Source organism: Pseudorhodoferax soli (assembly GCF_003337555.1).
Lineage (GTDB): Bacteria > Pseudomonadota > Gammaproteobacteria > Burkholderiales > Burkholderiaceae_C > Pseudorhodoferax > Pseudorhodoferax soli.
On the sequence record NZ_QPJK01000013.1, the window covers coordinates 23,059 to 41,363 of the forward strand.

20 protein-coding genes are annotated in these 18,305 nt (G+C 64.7%); 4 read left to right on the forward strand and 16 right to left on the reverse strand.

Annotation, left to right across the window (positions count from 1 at the left end):
- The first annotated feature begins 27 nt into the window (after positions 1 to 27).
- Both DES41_RS33110 and DES41_RS33115 read left to right on the forward strand, forming a co-directional pair.
- Positions 28 to 1,641 carry an ATP-dependent helicase gene (locus DES41_RS33110; protein ID WP_245965984.1) on the forward strand — a complete coding sequence of 538 codons (1,614 nt, stop codon included), beginning with the start codon at positions 28 to 30 and terminating at the stop codon, positions 1,639 to 1,641.
- Between the two features lie 189 nt (positions 1,642 to 1,830).
- A complete protein-coding gene (locus DES41_RS33115; RefSeq protein ID WP_114471900.1) occupies positions 1,831 to 2,784 on the forward strand; it encodes a methyltransferase in 954 nt (317 codons plus the stop codon).
- 213 nt (positions 2,785 to 2,997) lie between these two features.
- Here DES41_RS33115 and traC read toward each other — a convergent pair whose 3' ends face one another.
- From traC to DES41_RS33165, 10 genes are all read right to left on the reverse strand, one after another.
- Entirely contained in the window at positions 2,998 to 5,571 is a 2,574-nt protein-coding gene (gene traC, locus DES41_RS33120) for a type IV secretion system protein TraC (RefSeq protein ID WP_114471901.1), read from the reverse strand.
- A 7-nt stretch (positions 5,572 to 5,578) separates the two neighbouring features.
- Positions 5,579 to 6,178, reverse strand: coding sequence for a TraV family lipoprotein (locus tag DES41_RS33125; protein WP_245965985.1), 600 nt, complete (start codon positions 6,176 to 6,178; stop codon positions 5,579 to 5,581).
- A 47-nt stretch (positions 6,179 to 6,225) separates the two neighbouring features.
- On the reverse strand, positions 6,226 to 7,092 hold the full coding sequence (locus DES41_RS33130) for a DsbC family protein (protein WP_114471903.1): 867 nt from the start codon (positions 7,090 to 7,092) through the stop codon (positions 6,226 to 6,228).
- Positions 7,076 to 8,497, reverse strand: coding sequence for a TraB/TrbI/VirB10 family type IV secretion system protein (locus DES41_RS33135; RefSeq protein WP_114471904.1), 1,422 nt, complete (start codon positions 8,495 to 8,497; stop codon positions 7,076 to 7,078). Before DES41_RS33135 ends, DES41_RS33130 begins: the two co-directional genes overlap by 17 nt.
- Entirely contained in the window at positions 8,494 to 9,312 is an 819-nt protein-coding gene (locus DES41_RS33140) for a type-F conjugative transfer system secretin TraK (protein ID WP_245965986.1), read from the reverse strand. Before DES41_RS33140 ends, DES41_RS33135 begins: the two co-directional genes overlap by 4 nt.
- Positions 9,313 to 9,418: 106 nt before the next feature.
- On the reverse strand, positions 9,419 to 9,985 hold the full coding sequence (gene traE / locus DES41_RS33145) for a type IV conjugative transfer system protein TraE (protein WP_114471906.1): 567 nt from the start codon (positions 9,983 to 9,985) through the stop codon (positions 9,419 to 9,421).
- Between the two features lie 9 nt (positions 9,986 to 9,994).
- Complete coding sequence (traL, locus tag DES41_RS33150) at positions 9,995 to 10,294, reverse strand: type IV conjugative transfer system protein TraL (protein WP_114471907.1); 300 nt, start codon at positions 10,292 to 10,294, stop codon at positions 9,995 to 9,997.
- A 25-nt stretch (positions 10,295 to 10,319) separates the two neighbouring features.
- Complete coding sequence (locus DES41_RS33155) at positions 10,320 to 10,691, reverse strand: hypothetical protein (RefSeq protein WP_245965987.1); 372 nt, start codon at positions 10,689 to 10,691, stop codon at positions 10,320 to 10,322.
- Between the two features lie 356 nt (positions 10,692 to 11,047).
- Positions 11,048 to 11,791: a lytic transglycosylase domain-containing protein gene (locus DES41_RS33160; RefSeq protein ID WP_245965988.1), complete on the reverse strand. Its 744-nt coding sequence runs from the start codon at positions 11,789 to 11,791 to the stop codon at positions 11,048 to 11,050.
- A gap of 469 nt (positions 11,792 to 12,260) precedes the next feature.
- A complete protein-coding gene (locus DES41_RS33165) occupies positions 12,261 to 12,839 on the reverse strand; it encodes an acyl-homoserine-lactone synthase (RefSeq protein ID WP_114471909.1) in 579 nt (192 codons plus the stop codon).
- Positions 12,840 to 13,056: 217 nt separating this feature from the next.
- On the opposite strand from DES41_RS33165, the gene DES41_RS33170 reads away from it, so the two are divergent.
- Positions 13,057 to 13,746, forward strand: a complete 690-nt coding sequence (locus DES41_RS33170; protein ID WP_211333133.1) for a LuxR family transcriptional regulator — start codon at positions 13,057 to 13,059, stop codon at positions 13,744 to 13,746.
- Between the two features lie 119 nt (positions 13,747 to 13,865).
- Here the strand turns inward: DES41_RS33170 and DES41_RS33175 are convergent, their stop codons facing one another.
- Entirely contained in the window at positions 13,866 to 14,117 is a 252-nt protein-coding gene (locus DES41_RS33175; RefSeq protein WP_245965989.1) for a helix-turn-helix domain-containing protein, read from the reverse strand.
- A gap of 309 nt (positions 14,118 to 14,426) precedes the next feature.
- Between DES41_RS33175 and DES41_RS33180 the strand changes: the two genes are divergently transcribed.
- Entirely contained in the window at positions 14,427 to 15,023 is a 597-nt protein-coding gene (locus tag DES41_RS33180) for a helix-turn-helix domain-containing protein (protein WP_114471912.1), read from the forward strand.
- A gap of 13 nt (positions 15,024 to 15,036) precedes the next feature.
- Here the strand turns inward: DES41_RS33180 and DES41_RS38595 are convergent, their stop codons facing one another.
- The 5 genes from DES41_RS38595 to DES41_RS33205 form a co-directional block, all read right to left on the reverse strand.
- Positions 15,037 to 15,177 (reverse strand): hypothetical protein, encoded by a 141-nt coding sequence (locus DES41_RS38595; RefSeq protein ID WP_170168364.1) that lies wholly within the window; start codon positions 15,175 to 15,177, stop codon positions 15,037 to 15,039.
- Positions 15,178 to 15,294: 117 nt separating this feature from the next.
- The gene (locus DES41_RS33190; RefSeq protein WP_114471914.1) at positions 15,295 to 15,915 is read right to left on the reverse strand and encodes a FlhC family transcriptional regulator; all 621 of its coding nucleotides are present in this window, start codon (positions 15,913 to 15,915) and stop codon (positions 15,295 to 15,297) included.
- 17 nt (positions 15,916 to 15,932) lie between these two features.
- Positions 15,933 to 16,286 (reverse strand): hypothetical protein, encoded by a 354-nt coding sequence (locus DES41_RS33195; RefSeq protein ID WP_245965990.1) that lies wholly within the window; start codon positions 16,284 to 16,286, stop codon positions 15,933 to 15,935.
- 481 nt (positions 16,287 to 16,767) lie between these two features.
- Positions 16,768 to 17,568 carry a S1/P1 nuclease gene (locus tag DES41_RS33200; protein ID WP_114471915.1) on the reverse strand — a complete coding sequence of 267 codons (801 nt, stop codon included), beginning with the start codon at positions 17,566 to 17,568 and terminating at the stop codon, positions 16,768 to 16,770.
- A gap of 14 nt (positions 17,569 to 17,582) precedes the next feature.
- Positions 17,583 to 18,242, reverse strand: a complete 660-nt coding sequence (locus tag DES41_RS33205) for an alpha-ketoglutarate-dependent dioxygenase AlkB (RefSeq protein ID WP_114472054.1) — start codon at positions 18,240 to 18,242, stop codon at positions 17,583 to 17,585.
- Positions 18,243 to 18,305: the final 63 nt, after the last annotated feature.

Consider the following 18,305-nt stretch of genomic DNA (forward strand, 5'->3'; position numbering starts at 1 on the left):
GTGGCGGCTTGGATGCCTTCCGGTGGCTTGACGCTGGAGCCCAACGCCCTGCGCGCGGTGAAGGAGACGGATAGGTGCCTGGCGTTGACCGCAGGCCCTGGTGCAGGCAAGACGGAGATGCTCGCACAGCGCGCGGATTTCCTGCTGCGGACCGGAGCCTGCCGCTACCCGCAGCGCATCCTGGCGATATCGTTTAAGGTCGACGCGAGCCGCAACCTCAAGGAGCGCGCACGCGAGCGGTGTGGCCCGGATCTTGTGGGGCGCTTGGACAGCCACACCTTTCATGCGTTCGCCAAGCGCGTGATCGACCGCTTCAGGACTGTATTGACCGGCACGGACGCCTTGGATGCGGACTACAGGATCGGAACGCCCCGGATTGCGCGCCGTCAGATCCTCTACGAGGACTTGGTGCCACTCGCTGTCCAGATCCTGACCAATTGCGTGGTTGCCCGGAACGCGATCCGGCAGACCTACGACCATGTGTTCCTAGATGAGTTCCAGGACTGCACGGGTCAGCAGTATCAGCTTGTCCGCCTGGCATTCCGCGGGACGGGCGCGCAACTCACGGCAGTGGGCGACACGAAGCAGCGGATCATGGGATGGGCCGGCGCGCTGGAAGGGGTCTTCAAGACCTTCGCCCAGGATTTCGACGCTGGTCACCTGCACCTGTATCAGAACTTCCGCTCTTTGCCGCGCCTGCGCCGGATGCAGAACGCCATGGTGAAGGTCATGGATCCTCAGGCGGCAGTGTCCGATGCCACCCTGATCGGCAATAGTGGCGAAGTGACGGTGGCGCCCTACGCAGACAGCCAAAGGGAAGCGGAGGGCCTGGCGGAGAAAATCCGCGTGTGGACCGATGAGGAAGGCGTTGCAGCCTCCGAGATCGCGGTTTTGATCAGCAAGCAGCCCGAGCTGTACGCGGATCGCCTTATGGCCGAGCTGGCCAGGCGCGGCATCGCGTTTCGCAACGAGCAAGTCCTGCAGGACCTGTGTGCCGAACCGGCGTCGCGCCTAGTCGTGGACTATCTCGCGGTCGTGATGGGAAACCGGGAGCCCGACGCTTATAGTCGCCTGATGGGCGTTCTGCTGTCCACCGGGCATGAGGAGGGTGCAGCTTACGCAGTACATGCCCGTTGGCACCGGTTCATTGATGAGGCGCGGGAGAGAGCGCGGAGATCCCGGCTGAATGCGGCGGCGATGCGCGAGACGGCAGTCGCCTTTTTGACGCTGATGGGCCGCGATGCCTTGGCGGCGCTTTCGGCCGACTACGAGCAGGGCGCGAGGCTTGAGGAGGTGATTGCACTGACCTTCGACCGGATCGACGAACTCATTAGGCTTGGCAACGATCCATTGCAGGCGGTGTCGCGGTTCTCGGAGGACAGTGCTGTGCGGATCATGACCATTCACAAGAGCAAGGGCTTGGAGTTCGACACCGTCGTCATGCTCGGGGTTGAAGCCCAGACTTATTGGAGCAACGTAGCCTCTGAACGATCTGCGTACTTCGTGGGGATCTCGCGAGCAAAGCGCCGGCTTCTTCTGACAGTTTCAGGGCGCAGGCATCGCCCTGCAGGCGCGAACCGTTGGGATGAAGCCCGCACGCCCCACGCGGAGTTCCTCGACTACGCCAAAGCGGCTCTCTAGACCATGCCGCCAAAGCCATCTCCTCCTTTCGAGCCATACGAAGACTATCCGCTGCCCGAGCCTGGCTTCGCGATGGATGGTGCCCGACTGACGGCGTTCTACCTCAGCAAGGACCGAGTGCTGGGCCTATTTGGATCACAACCTCTTCCAGCGAACGTTCAAGCCACTCTTCAAGGTCAGGACGTCGCAATGTCCGCAGCAATCCTCTCCAATGCGGTAGGCCGCTACCTTATGGCCGCGATCTCGGACGGGCACGTCAAGACATTGCCCCAGCTCGCATTCACAGGCGAGCTCCGCGAGGGAGCTCCCTTCATCTACTACGGGCATGTCTACGGAAAGGGCTTCGGTGTAGCGAACAAGACCCCCGCGCTATCCCTTTCCGAGAAGCTCGATGCTCCGCTCGAAGGCAAGAGGCTTCTCGTGGAGTTCTCGAAGGGCGGGCTGGCGAATAGCACCGCGTACGTGCGCCTGTCAGGTTCAACGCGTCTTTTCGTGTTCGGCTACATCACAGGCATCGACCAGGACGTGCTGCGCGCAGTTCCGTACGTCATTGGGGATCTCGTCACGACGGGGACTGGGCTGGAACTTCCGTTCTTGAGTTCTCTGGAACTTCGCCCCGAGGACGTCGACCAGTTTGCCAGCATGGACAACCAGTGGATTCCGTCCGAGTCGGAGTTCAAGCGCATGGCGGGCATTCCCGAGTCTGCGGTGAAAGGCCTGATCTGCAAGTTGCTGGGCGAGCACTCGGTGCCGAAGGATTGGGGCGGGGAGGAAAGCGACGTGATGTCTGCGAACCTGATGCTCGATGGTCGCCGTCATACTGCAGCGTTTCTGCTCAAAGGACCTTCTCGGTTCCATCCGATGAAGCCGACCGACCTAGGGAAGAACGGCGACCAGCTTTACCGGCTGTTCAACATCCCTGCGCACGTCTACGTGGTTCAGCATTGCCACCAGATCGGCGCGCCTGTTCGCAAGCAAACTGAGGCGTTCGCACTGCAGCGCAGCTTCCAGTCGCCTTGCAGGATGATGTTCATGGACGGTCTTACAACGGCACGCCTGCTCCGGGCAAACGGCGAATGGCCAGGGGAGGTGGAGGTCGCCAGACGAGCGACGCCTCGCAGGCGTTCTCTCCGCGGTAGCTAAGCGAGCCTCGGGCGAGCCGGGAGGGCTCGCCCGAGGCTGCCCGCAGGTAGCCAGCTCGCGGGCAGACTATTGGCATCGCTGTCGATCTGCAAGTACTCGGTCCGAATGAACATTGAGTGCGTGAGGCGGTCGTGATGCTCATGCCTTCATGCCTGGACGGATCCCGGATCTGTGGAAGACAGCATGCCGACGCATGCGCCGCGACTGATCCTCTCAGGGCATGTGTCCACGCTGGCGCAGCAGTTCGGTAATCGCTTCGTCGATTGAAAGGCCCTGTGCGCGAAGGGCGTCAATCGGCGCGTTGTCTTCCAGTTTGTTGGAGAACAGCAGGTGTGTGGCAGGATCCAGGATGTTGCGGGCGACGCCTTCGCCAACCGGCGAAGAGATGTAGAGCTCCGAGTAAGCGCCCATTTCGGTGCGCAGCGAGCCAAGCAGGCGCTTCTTGGGTTCGTCCATGCTGATGCGTCCCTTTCGGGCCAGCATCTCGATGGACTCGGGCTTCTGACGCAGGAGAAACACCCAGTCCGAGCAGTTGAAGGCGGCCTCCATCTGTGCGGAGCCGTAGTAGTCGTCCGCGCTCTGTGTCCCCGTACCCAGCGCGCCGCCGTACTTGCGTGCGCGTCGTGCCGCCTCCTCGACGACTGCGGCCTTGACGGGGTCGTCGGCGCCGATGTCGCCCAACTGCTGCTTGAGCTCGTCGATGAACAGGACCTTGCGCCGGTTGCGCGTGAGGTACATCTCGCCCGTGATCTGGTGCAGCAGCAAGATGTTGACGACCGCGTGCAGGTCCGGGCGACGCTTGAGCTCCTCGTTCTCGATGACGATGAAGTCGTTGCTGAAGTCGACGTTGGCCTTGCCCTCGAAGAAGCGTTCGTACTGCCCGCCGCGAGCGTAGGGGTTCAGCATGATGGCCAGGTCTTTGATGCGCTGGTCGTTGACGATGCCTAGATCAGGGATGGAGCCTGTCTTGAAGGCGTCGCGCAGGCCCGTGATGGTCAGGTCCTGTCCATGGACGCGCCACAGCTGCAGCACCATGGCGGAGATGGCCTTGTACTGGACCTCCTCGAGCTGGTGCTGCATCGAGGCCATCTTGGCGATGCCGGGCACCAGCATGTCGATGTCCTCGTGGATGTCGCGCACGATGGTGAACGGGTTCAGACAGATCTTCACGTCCGGACGGAACTCGATGTACGTGCCGTGGGCCTTGCGGCATAGCTTCTCGAAGCTGCGCCCCAGGTCCAGCATCCAGACCTTGGCCCCGATCGCGCGGTAGGACCAGGCGAGCTCGTTCATGAGCACCGACTTGCCTGAACCGGGCGCGCCGATGATGGCAAAGTTGTAGTTGCCCAGGTCGTTGTCGAACAGGTCCAGGGTCATGAGCTGGCCGCGGCGGCCGCCGAAGACCAGCGCGGGCGTGCGTGTGCCACGCCATTCGGCAATGAGCGGGGCCATGTGCACGGCGTTGGAGATGAATTTGCGCGTGACCCTCCGCATCTTGGCCAGGTCCTTGTGGAACCGCGGCGTCAAGGTCATCGGCAGGCTGGCCAGCAGCGCTTGCCGGTGCATGTAGGTGTCCGCGTTGAGCTGCAGGCCGCGTGCGCGCCAGATCGCGTGCGCGGCCTCCTGTGCCGCAGTCGCCCGGTCCGGGTGCGTGAAGATCGCAAGCTGGTGGTACTGGCTGACCAGTCCACCGCCATGGTCGATGGCATTTGCCGCTGCCGCCCAGTCATCGCGCTTTTTCTGCACGTCCGGCATCACGTCGGCCATCTTGCTCCTGGCGTTCTGGGTGGCGCGCACATGGTTGGCCGTGATGATGGACTTCGTCGCGTTGGGATCGAGCATGTGCACGCCCAAGGTGATCATGAAGGGCGCCTGGTATTGCAGGGCTGGCTGCATGAGATCGCCGATAAGCGAGCCCATCTGCCAGAGCCCGAATCGCTCGGGGTAGCTCTTGACGGAGAAGAAGCGCGCCTCGAGAACCTCCTCGCTGGTCTCTTTCCAGAGCTTGATGCCTGTGGGGCTGAGGTCCTGGATCGTGTCGAAGTCCACGATCTGGTCGCGGATCTCCCGGCCATCGTCGTAGTGCAGCCAGCGGTCGTCGTCGAAGTTGAGGTCCGGGTGATCCGAGTGCGCGATACGGTCCGGGTTGGTGAAGAGGGCGCACCAGTTGATGAGATCGGTCGCGTCGCACACGCGGTTGGGCAACATGGCCGAGCGCAGCGTAGCGCTGATGGAGTCGCGCAGCGTCAGCAGCGCGTCCCGCCGCGTCAGGTCCTCGGCATCGCCTGGGACTGTGAGGCTCAGCATCAGGCGGAAGTCACGCAAGGTGTAGTGAAATCCGGCTGTGAGCGACTCCTTCGTGCCGCGCAGCAGGTGCTGGACACGTTGGCGCGCGAGCTTGCGGAAGAGGTTCTCGTCGGGAACGGGCCTGCCCCAGGGCTGGGCACGCTCGGCCTGGTCCGTGTCCTCCACGCGCAGGTTGGTGTACTGGCGCAGCTGCTGGCGGATGTGCGGCGATGCGAACAGGTGGAACTGCAGGCCGGTGCCGGGCGGGCAGTTCGCATACATGGACACCAGAACTTCGGCCATACGCTCATCAGCCCCGGCCTGGGGCATGAGCTCGAGCATGAAACCCATGCCGTCGCGGTTCACGAAGATGCGCTCGTCGGCCAGGTAGCCGGAGTAGGGCAGCCAGCCGGCGAACTGCTCTGCGGGCGAGGGCGTGCCGAGGGTCCAGGGCCAACGGCGCTTTGCCGGTGGATCGGAGGCGGAGAGATCGGCGTGCATTGTGATTTCAGGGCTTGCGCAGACCGTTGGCGGTCGGCGGCTGGTTGAACGCGGGGAAGCCGCCGAATGGCGATTGAGGCGATTGAGACGACATGCGCGCCGGCGCCTCCAGCGATGGGGAGGACGTCGAATCCGGCTCTGCGCGCGATTCAGCAGGATCGGCCTTGCCTGCGGGCGGTGGCTTGAGCGCGGTGTAGCTGTCCAGGATGCGTTGGCGCACGTGGTCGAGTTGCCAGCGTCCGTTGTCGACCTGGACGTAGACATAGCCCTGGTCCCAGAGATCGCCGTCGGCATCCTCCCAAGGTTTCGTCCACAGGCGCAGTACGCTGGCCGGGGCGCGTAGAACGATGGCGGCCTGTCCGCTCATCGGCTCGGTCAGCGCGGACGGTGCAGCGGGTAGCGGAGCAGTGCCCGCGCCGCCCGCGTTGTCGATCAGCGATGGCGCAGTACTCGCGTTGGTCGGATTGCGCTCTGCGCCGGCAGTGGCTGGGCGCTGGCTCGGCAAATTGCCGTGCACTGCGTTTGCGTAGGTGCCAGAGACGGAGTCGCAGGCGACGCCGGTTGGCGCTGCGCACGCATACCTGGTCTCGCCGTCCAGGCCGGACATGTTGACGCAGCCAGCCAGCGCAAGGCTGGACGCCAGCAGCCACCGACTCATGGCTTCGGCTCCGCCGCCTTCGGCTCCGCTGCAGCAGCCTTTGGCGGCGCACCGCTGCTTTGCAGTCGTGCCTGCAGCACGGTGCGGTCGACGTAGCCGTCCGTTCGGCTCCCGTCCGGCCAGAAGAGCGTGGGAGTACCGGTCACGCGCAGCGAGCGCGCCAGGGCGAGATTGCGCCCGATCGGATGCTCGCAGCCCGCATCCGGGCGTTGGGCACTGGCGTCGCCTTTGAGCATCCACTGGTGCCATGCACGATCACGGTCCTTCGCGCACCAGATTCCGACGGGGCGGGCTTCGCCCTGGAACGGCAGTAAGAAGGTGTGGATGGTCACGTCTTGCAGCGCCGCAAGCTCTGGCTCGAGCTGCTTGCAGAAGACGCAGCTCGGATCGCTGAACACCACCACCTGGCGGCTTCCTTTGCCGCGGCGCACAGTGATCGCATCGGCAAGCGGAAGCTGCCCGAAGTCCAGAGCGACCGTAGTTTCGCTCGCAGCGGAAAGGAGCGCCTCCGGTCCGCCGGCACGCTGCGTGAGCTTGGGTCCGGTCAGGTCGCGCATCGCCTCGGTGTCGAAGAGACGCCCGAACAGGAAGAAGCGCGGCTTGGCGGCGGGAACGTAGGCCACGTTTCCGTTCATCCAGACTTCGTAGATGCCAGGCACCTCGGTGACGGCGACTTCCGAGAACTGGGTGCCTGGATGCATCGTGCGCAACTGCTCGAGCAGCCGGGCGGCCTCGCCGGTGTTTGCGAGACCCGGCAAGGGTGCGAGCAACGCGGCGGCGAGAGCGAGTGCAGAGGCGCGAGCGGGCAGAAGCGCTGCTGGCCGGCCGTCAGGCCGCCGTCCCAAGTCAGTAGCTGTGGTCATCGGTTGGCTCCAGGTAACGGTGTTGCGGCGCCTGGGCGCGGCGCGCGCCGGCTTGCGTGGTGGACGTCATGGGCACTTCGATGCGCACGCCCTTGGTGATGACGACGTCGATCTGCCGTCCCGCATCGACCTCGATCACCGGAAAAGTGTTCTCCGCGAGCTTGATGTAGTACTGCGCCAGACGGTCCAGCGCCTTGCCGACGCCGCTTCCAAGGCCGGCGCGGTAGGCATCCGCGCTGCTGTCGGTGCTGGCGACCGTGCCCAGCGGCGAGCTGCTGTAGCTGGTATTGGCCGTCGACAGGCCCTGGCCGATGCCACTGACCACGCCGGCCAGCAGCGCGTTGGCAAGCATCTGACCCTGTTTCGTGACGAGCCGCCCGCGCATGCCGACCTTGCCGTCCTCGCCGTAGATCGAACCCTGGATCCGCACTTCCAACGTGGCGCCGTCGGCCCGCACGCAGGACAGGTTCTCCGTGCGCAGATAGGCCCTCTCGGAACTGATGTCCCCGTAGCCTGCCGCGACCACGAAGCACTCCACGTACTCGCCGCGGAACTGATTTGGCAGCACGCTGTTGTCGGAAAGGCGGATCAGCACGGGATGGGGGTTGGACTGGGATTGCCCACCGGTGGGCGCATCCAGGCCGCCCAGCAAGATGCCGCGGGTGAAGCTCACCGGCAGGAATGTGGACACCGTGCTAGAGGCTTGGTTTGTGGCGGCGCCTGCGGCTGTGTCGCTCGGCACCGCTGCGGCTTCGATCGGCCGAGCTGGAGCGCCTCCGAGCGACACCCGAGAGATGACCGGTGAGGGCGATCTCGGCACCACCACGGCAACAGGAGAACCCGTGAGAGGCGAACTTGGGGGCGGAGGTCCCAGGGGCGCCGCTGGGGCAGGCCGGACAGGCAATGCCTGCTGCGGCGGCATCACGGTCGCATAGGGTGGCTCCGCCTGGGACTGGGGAGCTGGCGGCGCTGGCGTTGGCGGCGGGCTTCGATTGACCGATCCAAGCAATCGCTGCTCCAACTCGGCGAAGCGCTGCATCGTCCTCGCTTCGAACGCCTGGCGATCCTTGTTCTGGCGCCCTTGCTCCTCGCGCTCGGACTCGTACTGCGCCAGTTTGCGGCCGGCCTGGCCGACCCACTGGTCCAGTGCATTGACCTGCCCGCCAGGGGGCATGACCCCGATGTTGGTGACGTCGTCGGGATGCGCTGCAGGCTGCCGACCACCACCGGAAGTGGTTGCCGATTCCGAGAAGCTGAAGACGATCCACAACAGGGCGACCCCAGCGGCCACGATCGCTGCCAGCAACGCGAACTGCCTCTGGCGCGGTGTCATCCGCGCCAACCAGCGCTCGCGCGGTGATGCCGGATCGCTTGGCGGCTTGCGGGGAGGGGTGGAAGGGATCATCGCGAACCTCCGCGCCGCAGGACGTAGACCGTCGTCGTGTCGCCCGGCTCCAGCTTGTGGTGCTCGATGGCGATGCCCGTGATCTCGCCGCCTGCCGGGCTGTCGGGTCGATAGAACGCCTGCTCTGCGAGGGCCATCGGCTCGGCGCCGATGTTCTTCAGCGTGTACCGCTCCCCGATTAGCCCGCGACCTTCGTACTGACGCAGGAGCGTGAACTGGACCTGCGGCCAAAGGTGCAGCGTGCGTCGCACATCTTCCACCCGTACATCGGAAGGAATGCGGCCCGAAGCCATGGCGACCAGCAGGGCCTTCATGGTGCGCACGTGGCTGGGTGCCGGGCCCGCCGGTGGAGACTGCTGCGCCTGCCGGCGCTGTGCTCGTGGCGTCCTGTCCCTGATCACGATGGTGTCGGCAGGCGTGTCCGCGCGACGCAGCAGCAGGGTGTAGGTGGCGGTGGCCGAAGAAACGAACAGGTTCACCGGGCGCGAACTGTCGCCCACCGGCCTGAGGTAGATCTCGCCCTTGCCGCGATCGCAGGCAATGATGATGTCGCCGTCGAGGTTGATGTTGCCTGCTGCGCCGGCGCCGGGAGCGGCAGGTGTGACGCCCGGCGTGAGCCCAGGGCCGGCATCGGCATTGCCGCATTGGTTGGAGTGGATGTTGCCGAACACGTCGGTGATGGCTGCGTCCTCGATGCGCAGACGCGTAGGCTCCTTCAGGGACAGGACCGCCTCGACCGCGACGCCATCGCTCGCCTCGACGAGCTGCAGGGCGTGGGCGGGCAGTCCGAGCCCAAGCATGCCCAGTGCGAGCAAACAAGGCATTGCGAGTGATCCGGCCAGGCTCTCCCGCGCGCATTGCCCGGACACGGCCGTCTGCGCCGGCTCATCGATGGACCTCGCGCGGGTGCGATGTGCTTTCTCACTTGACCGCATAGGGCACCTCCTTGAAGCCAACGATGTGCATGCGCGCACCCGCGTGGCTGAAGTCGATCCGGTAGGCCTTGAGTTCGTTGGCCGTCTCGTGGCCGTTGACGAGCGTGCGCAGTCGCCCGCGCACGACCAGTGACTGGCTTGCCTCACTGGCCACGAGCTGCTGGGGCGAGAAGGCGGTGGCCGCGTTGATGCGCTTGAGCCGCTCGGCTTCCACCTCCTGGCGCGACTTCAGCGCACCATGCTGGGCCGGCTCGACGTAGCCGAGGAGCATGTCCTTCTTCCAGTCGATGCTGCTGGGTGTGACGTCCAGCACCAGCCAGGCAATGAAACTGCCCATCTGCTCCAGGTACTCGCCAGAGGCCTTGTCGCCAGCGACCCAGAAGGTCTTGTTCAGCGTCGGCGGGACAACCACGGTGCGAACCGAGCCGAGCAGCAAGACGATGGACAGCAGTGCCACAAGCAGGCAGCCGGTGAGGCCGCCCAGCGCCAGGCTCAGGTTCTGGTTGCGCCGGCGCAGGTCGCGCAGATCGCCACTGAGTCGTTCGAACTCCACGACGGCGCCTCAGCCAAGCATGCGCCGTACGTGGGACGGCGGTGTGGCCTGCATCGAGGACGCCGGGCTGGTCGGCAGGTGCCAGTACAGCCAATGGGTCGCAAAGGCCGGATGCTTGTCCACCTTGAGCCGGGCGATCCACCTGGACAGCGCGATGCCGCCAGCGACGCACAGGGCGAAGGCACCCTTGTGCGACGTCAGGTAGCCGACGAAGAACATGAACAGGACCGGCGCGGCCACGTCGATGTCCCAGAAGCCGATCTTCCAGCTGTCGTCCAGCCGGCGCGGGATGTACGTATCCGCCTGCATGGTCTTGCCCGGTTCTTGCGGGGATTCAGACCACGGCACCCATGATGGCCCCGGCAATCACCAGGCCAACGGCTGCGAAGATCGCCATGCCGATGTAGAACAACACCGGACCGAAGTTACGCAGTGCCGACAGGCTGATCAGCGCCACGACGAAGCCGATGAAGCCGACGAGCGCCTTGATCGCCGGGCCCAGGTCGGCCAGTTGGGACAGCGCAGAGGTCATCGGTCCAGTGATGCCCGTGAATGCCACCAGGTCCAGCGCGTGGCCTGGAAGCGCCAGCAACGTTCCCACGATGGCGACGAGAACCAGGGCGCAGCAGGTCACAGCGTGGCGCATACGCGCGACCGGCATGACGGGGAGGTTGGGGGTGGGCAGCGAAGCGGTTCCTCGATCCATGAATAGCTCCTTGTGAAGTGACGGGCGAACGGATGGGAGAAGGTCGGCAAACAACGACTGGCCCCGTCACGGCGGACGGACGGGCACGGCGGACGGCGCAGGAGGAGCGGGGCGCTTCACGGAAGCTGGCGTAGCCTCCTCCGCAGGGTGCAACTTGGGTTGCTGGCAAGGCCTGACCACGAAGGTGGCGCTGCGGCCGACCACCTCCTGACCGATGCATGCCGGTGCAGGAGGAGCCGCTGCAGGAGCGAAGCCGTCTTCCGGCTCGCCCTTGCTGGCACAACCGTAGGTCGACGCCCAGATGCACAGCGCGAGTACACGAACGCAGGGGCCGCTGTGGCCGACGTGACGGTCGTTCATGGCCCGACCCTCGCGGCAAGGCTGCCCATGCGCGATGTCTGTGCCGTCTTGGCACGGGCATCAGAGCCCTTTTGACCGTCCGCCGAGGGCAGATGGCGGAAGACCCGCCAGGCATACCGGGCTCGCGCGCGCGTGCACGCCTCGCCTTTGAGCTGGGTGCAACTGGCGTTGTATGAGCCTATGGCATCCCAGGTCGGTCCCAGCCCATTGAATGCATCTGCCAGAAGCCAAGCGCCTACATGCAGATTGACGCACGCGTCAAACAGGTCTGCCTCAGCGATGCCGTGTTGCGCGAGCCTGGGCAGATGGCGGCTGTTGATCTGCATCAAGCCAATGTCGTAGCTCGACGTTCTGTCGATGTGGTCTCTGTTCACGGCTCGCGGGTTCAGGCCCGACTCGGTGCGGGCCACGGCGATCAAGAGTTCCTGCGCGATGCCGTAGCGCTCGGCTGCGGCGCGCCAGCACGGCTCAGCCCGTGCTTCGGAGAGAAAGGCCAACGAGATCGCAAGAAATGTGCTGCTCCTTCGTGCCGCACGAGCGACGCGTTGCCACCGTTCCTCACGGCCGCGCAGGTGCGCCTCAGCGCGCTGCGGGCTGGAGTCGACCAGGTTGTTGGGCGCTGTGTGATCCATGAACGAAGCGTAGGCATCCGCATCTCGCTCGTCGCCTGGCAACGCAGCGACTGCGACGGGGATATCGCGCTTAGTTCGACGCGCGGTTAAGGCCGGAATGGCTCTCAAGGCGTGCCTCGACGATCTAGCCGCGCCCAAGCACCTCTGCTCGCCGCACGGCTTGGCCGGACGCAGCGATGGGGCAACAGGGGGGGGCTGGCGAATTGGGGCCGGTCGGACCAGGAAGCTTCGTCGAGCGAACCACAAGCCACGCTTGCGATCTCTCGGACACACGGCGTGCGGGTGAGGCCCTGTGAGGCGACGAGGGACAACGTGAGGGGGCGATACGGCCGAGCTGCGCGTTGACGTTGTGCGCTGACGCCGCGTGGCACCTGCAGGGAACCGCGCGCAGTCATCTGCAAGTGCACTCAGCGCGCTGTGCGCACTCGATCACCGCAGTCACCGGCGCGGCAGCTGGCGGTTCAGATTGCACTGGAGAGTCCGCAGGACTCGCCTGAGAGTGAACACGTCGCTCCGAATGGATTGGGTCACGAGGTGGCCGGAGATGATGAGGTGCCCTGTGCCATAACCCGATGGGTCAGTCTTCGACCAGCGCTTGTCGTTCCGGGCGAAGTGGAAGGCTGCACGCGAACAGCCGCTGCCCTTCAATGAGTTGGGGACTTCCAAGGCAGGAGAATGCATAGCCCCCTTTGCGCAGGATGCGCTGGATCCCCACTGGGGAGACGCTCACGAGGTCGCATGCACCGCGCCGGGCCGCGACATCCATGGTCGCGGCAAGCAATGCCAGGGACTGGACCGTGTCAAGGGTGCCGCGAGCAGGTGCTGAGCCGTCCAAAGAGACCGCCGCGAAGCGCGAGAGCTCCCACATGTGTTCGACCGCAGGTGGCCTCGCACCATCCAGCAGCTGAGGAAACACCTGGGCGAGGAGGTATGGGCGGGTGGTGGGAAGAAGGCGGGCACATCCGTGGATGCTCCCCGTGTCGTCGGTCGCCAGCACATGCACCGTGTCGGGACGATCGAACCCATCCCACTCAAGATCATCAGTCGCCTCGGGAAGCGACCAACCGAGACGTTGCACGAACACCCGGTGACGATATTGCCCGAGTGCGCGCAGATGCCGGCCCAGCTCCTGGGCAGTTCCGCTTACGTAGTTCATTGCAGTCCTCCAGAGTCTTGGATTTCAAGCTGGAGTGACATCGATGACTAGCTACCGAAATAGGTAGTAATTGTTGGAAGTCGTTGGGAGTGACACTGTTGCGGGAAGTCGTTGCTTGATATGCAATTCAGGCACCGATCTTGCAACCGAATTGCCGGTTGCAAGAATTGATTCTCGTCACAGGAAGGATGGCAGGATGGCGTATTGGTCTGTGCGATTGCCCGAGGAACTGCGCGAGGTGACGTCTGTCGACGAGGCCTTCGCCGCGATCGTGAACGCCGCACGTGAAGTTGGCTTCGATTCCTGCGCGTACGGCTACCAACATCCGTTGCCGTTCTCACGCAGTGAGATCTTCTTGCTGAACAACTACGCCAAGGACTGGCGAGAGCGCTACGACGACGCCCAGTACTTGGGCGTCGACCCGACGGTGATCCGTGCACGCGCCTCGATCGAGCCGATCGTGTGGAGCAACAAGCTCTTCCGCGGCGCTGCACAGCTCTGGGACGAGGCCCGCTCGTTCGGACTGCGTCATGGCTGGGCTCAGTCGTGCTTCAGTCCCGATGGCGGTGTCGGCTTGCTGTCACTGGCCCGTGGCGATGAACCCTTGAGCGAATTGGAACTGCGCGTGAAGGACATTGAGTTGCGCTGGCTTGTCAACGTGGCCCACGGTGCACTGTCGCCGTGGGCGGTGTCCATTTCCAAGCGTCGCTCCCGCAAGCTGACGCGCCGAGAGATCGAGGTCCTGCGCTGGGCTGGTGACGGCAAGACAGCCGATGAGACCGGTCGGATCATCAGCCGCTCTCGGTTCACCGTCGACTTCCACTTCAAGAACGCAATGCGCAAGCTCGGCGTCCGGACCCGGACAGCCGCTTTGGCGCGCGCCGCCGCGATGGGGCTTCTGCGCTGAGCGCCATGCACGATCTCACGGCTCTCCAGTGCTGCAGTTCAGTGCGCAGGGCTGGTATCAACGTGCACGTGTGCGGTGCGTGGCGCGCACGGCCATGTCGACCATCAGCTGAGCATGGTTCAGGTTGCAGCTTTGCCGGAGGCGGGCCGTTCCTTGCGAAGGCGTTTGGCAACTGCGCTCATCAGCTCTCCGACATCTGTCCGCAGCCCTTCGGCGATGCGAAACAGCGTGGTGATCGACGGACTGGTATCGGCCAGCTCGAGCTTGGCGATGAAGGTGCGGTTGAGGCCGCTTTGGAACGCCAGGCCTTCCTGGCTCAGACCTGCGGCGTTGCGCCGCGCCCGTAGTTCCGTTGCGAAGGCGCGCAGCAAGGCGGGATCTTGATGCGAACGCATGCGCCAACTGTGTCGGCATTGATGCATTTATGCACCCGCTTGTATGGTACAAAACTGCATGCCAGTTCAACTTCAGGCGATGTCCCAGCTTCAACGCAGGAATGCGGACCGCGGCGCGGTACGGGCAATCGTCGAGGCGTCACGGCACTTGCGGTACGTCTTGGAGAACATTGGCTCGTGCCGAACATCCACCCGCGGCGAAGACGGCGTGAGGACGCGGCTGCGTGTCGCAGCCCCAGTGACCGGTCGTTCGCCGGTTCGCGATCGCGGTGATGGAGTCATTGCATGAGTCGACGCCCAAAGCCCGCTGAACCGCAGTCGTTGGTGACGCGACTCGGGGTGCAGGTGCGATCCCTGCGGATGGGCTCGGGGCTATCCGGGCAGGATCTGGCGCTGGCAAGCGGTGTCTCGCGCTCGATGCTGTCTCGGATCGAGAGGGGTCAGGTGTCCCCATCCGTGGACACCCTGGGTTGCATCGCTCGCGGCTTGGGCGTTCCCATCGCGCGGTTCTTCGCCGAGCAGGCGGACCGGCCTGAGTTCAGCTTGGTGCGCAAGGGCCGTGGCGCTCGAATCGAAAGCCTGGCGAGCGTACAGGGGTACCGGCACGAGCTGCTCGGGCACGTGCCTTCGGCGCAGCTGAACGTGGAGCCTTACTTGGTGCGCCTGGATGCCAAGGCAGGCGCGTATGCAAGTTACCAGCATCCCGGCATGAAGTTCGTGCACCTGCTGAGCGGCCGCCTGCGCTACCGCCATGGCGCGACGGTGGTGGCGTTCGACGCCGGCGACTCGTTGCTGCTCGACGCCAGCGCGCTGCACGGTGTGGAGGAGATCGTCCAGGGGCCCGTCTCCTACCTGGCAATTTCGTTCACCGCCCGAAATTGACGCTCGTCAAGGGTCAGAAGAACCTGCGCGCGACGATGAAACCCGTGGCCACCAACACCAGCAGGGCAAGAATGATCCAGTTGCGGCGCCAGGCGGACGAGTATCTGCGCCGCGCGAGTTCGTCGGCGCCAAGCCGAAAGCTTGCGCGTTCCACGTAGCCGGTCCTGCGGCGCCACCACTCGCGGTACCAGTCTCGATTGTCAGCTCCCATGCAGCCAGATGGTATCGAGCCAGCACTGGCAGTCTGCTTGCCGCACGAAGCGTGCTGCTGCTATTGGCCGTCCGAAGTCTGCGTGCCGGGTGCTAGTTCCCGTATCCACGCCTCAGGGCAGGGTGGCACGTGGACCTTCAGGCTCGCAGCAAGGCGCGGATCTCGGTCCAGCCGTTGCAGCAGATCGCAGAACGGGCAACTCGAAGGTCCCGATCGCCGCAGACTGGCCGCGTCGATGGCTTCGCAACCGCACCGCCCGCACCTGACCATGTGGAAGCTGCGTGTGCAGGTGATCCACAGCGCAGACGTGTGCGCTGCCAGGTCGAAGGCCCGGTCAAAGCTGATGCGGCAGTGCCGGCTATAGAGCGTGCGGTAGTCCTGGTAGGCCGCGACCAGCGCGTCGGCCGGCGCGAAACCCGCGACGCGCATCCGCGTGAAGCTGCCTATCACGACGGACGCTTCGACACGGTGAAGCAGGTTGGCACGGTGGTACCACTCCCGAGAGTCCGGCGTCCGTCCTCTTGGCGCTGGATGACGGGCGCTGAACAGCATGCGCAGGAGCTCGAACGCGGGCAGCCCGGTGAGGTACTGAATCGTGCGCACACGAGCGCCAAGCAGCGCGCAGTCCTGTGCCAGCGACAGCGCGTGTACCTTGACGGTGATCGAGGAGCCGATCGGCATGGCGTGGATCTCGCGCCCTACTGGTCAGGGGGGATCGAGGCAAAGGCCGGCCTTGCTGCTGCCAGCGTTGCGGCGACCGCGTCAGGCGCCTGGAGTAGGGTGACGACATCGCTGCGCGCGAGAAACAGCGACGTGTGACCCACCGCGCAGACGGAGGCCCACAACCGCTCTGGCATCAATGCGCGGATCGCCTGAGCCTGTTCGGCGAGCAGCCCAAAGCGTCGGCATGTGCCAGCCATGTCGCGATCGAGCCCAAAGCGTAGGGCATAGACGAACTGCAAATTGGTGGTCTGCACATCGGACAATCTCGCCTGTCCTGAGATGGCGAACATCTGACCGGGTTGCGACGAGAGGAGCAGAGGCATCGTCATGTTGAGCTCTCGAGCTGATGGAGCGAGGAGCATAGGTTGGAGTCCACCCTCGGCGCCACCTGCCGAATCCGGCAGGCTCCTGAATCGAGTAGGTACTGACGCCGAAGCCTTGCGTGCTCGATGCCCTTGGAGTCAGGATGGACGCGGGGGCGGCGCAGCCAATCGGCGCCGAGTTCCACTGGTCGTCGCGGTGACGCGCCCCGGTGTCTTGCCGTTGCGCCTCAATGGCCTACCTCGGGCGTCCGGCGTCGATCCATCTCTGCGTCATGCCTCGCGCGAGGTTGTAGCGGGCGCAGTTGTATTGCTCCAGGCAGTCCAACTCGGTGTTCGCGATGACGCGCAACGCCGTCAGGTTTGGCAGATCGGTGACGAGATTGCTTACCTGACTGTTGGTCAGCGTGCTGTATCGGGAGGGCGTCAGCGACCAAGCAAGGGTGCGGCTGAAACCGCTTCTTCAACGGCACGGGCGGACAGCACAGCGTCAGCGAAGTGCGTCATTCAGTAGCTCGGCCAGCCTTGCTCCGGCGAGTGCCAGTTGCCGCTCCATGATCGGCGTGAACCGGATTGCATATTCGTCGTCGAGCGTCCTTGTTGGGTAGAAGTCGGGCCTGGAGGTGATGCCGCAGGACTCCTCGGCAGCCTGCACAACCGAGACACGCCGCTTCGCTCTGGGTACACCGATCTGCGCCAGACGCGCAAGCGTCGCTGAGCTGTCTTCGACTCGGTTGTGCAGCAGCCCCGAGTCCCACAAGGCGTGCAGGTTCGTGCCTTTTCCGAAGGCCTGCAGCTGGTAGCTGTTGCCGCCCCGGTCATCCGCAAAGCCAGCGTGCAAAGGCTGGTGCACGTCGCCCGCGAGGTGCACGACGTACTTGAGGGCGAGAAACCGAGCCTCATCGCCAGGAGCTGATTGCAGGATGCGTAGTTGCTGCTCAAGGGCTCCCACGACGCAGCGGCCACCAGCGCAGTCTCTGGCGGCGTCGTACGAGCAGGACGTCCGCGGAAAGTTCACGTAGTGCCAAGCGGCTGTGGCAGGACTGCGTTGCTCGTCTGCCCAGGTCGATATGGACGCCAACGTCGCCCCGGGCTCCGGCGCTAGCAGGCGCGCGACCTCCAATCGAGCCTTCGGCGTAAGTTGGGTCTGTGCAAGCTCGGCAATGAGCCGATGGCCGCGCTGTCCCCAGGCGTTCGCGGTCGAAGGGAGAAGCGCTGAACACAGCATCGCGATGCATAGCGCGGCTGCAGTCGCTCGAGCTGCCACCGCCGTCCTGTTCCATAAGTCCATGGGTGCTCCGAGGTTCAAGGGCTATACGCTGCAGGGCCGCGGCTTCCCACGGCGTTTGCGGGTCGGTGCAGTGTTGTCTGCCGAACCGTTTGCCGAGCTGTTTCGCGCGGCGTCCGGAAGGTGATCGACCATCGGAGCGATTTGACTGGCGCAACGCAGTGCTGCCAGGCCCAGCGCGACGCGCCCGCCATCTTGTAGATCGAACGTGGGGCGACCTCCAGTTGCACAGCTTGGCGTTTGGCTGCTTGGTCTGGTGGATATGGACGAAAGCGCAGCGTGACCTCGCTGCCAAGCGAGACGCCGGCAATGATCTCGAAATCCGGCACATCGCGGTGCCAGCCTAGCGGGGTGCCCGGCGCGTATTCGGCAACCAGCACCTGCACGATCTGCCGCCGGTCAACGGCGAGCCAGTCAGCCACGCGGTCTCGGAGCGGCGCCAGCCGCTCGTCCAGATCCTTGGCCGGCCGCAGCCTGTGCGTATCGAAGTCGTAGGAGCCGCCGTAACTGATGACCTGCCGCCTTGCCAAGTATTCCTTGTACTTCGCGGGCTGCAGTTGCAGGGTGCTCATGAGGTCGAGCAGAGCGGCTTCCTCCTCGTGGGTCAGGAAGTCCTTCTCGTAACGCAGGCCCGGGATCGCGACGATCTCTTCCGTGGCGAACAGGTCACTTTGCATGCTGTGGTTCCCGGATCGGAGGGGGAGGCTGGATTGGGCGTTTCCGACAGACATCCGCCGCCG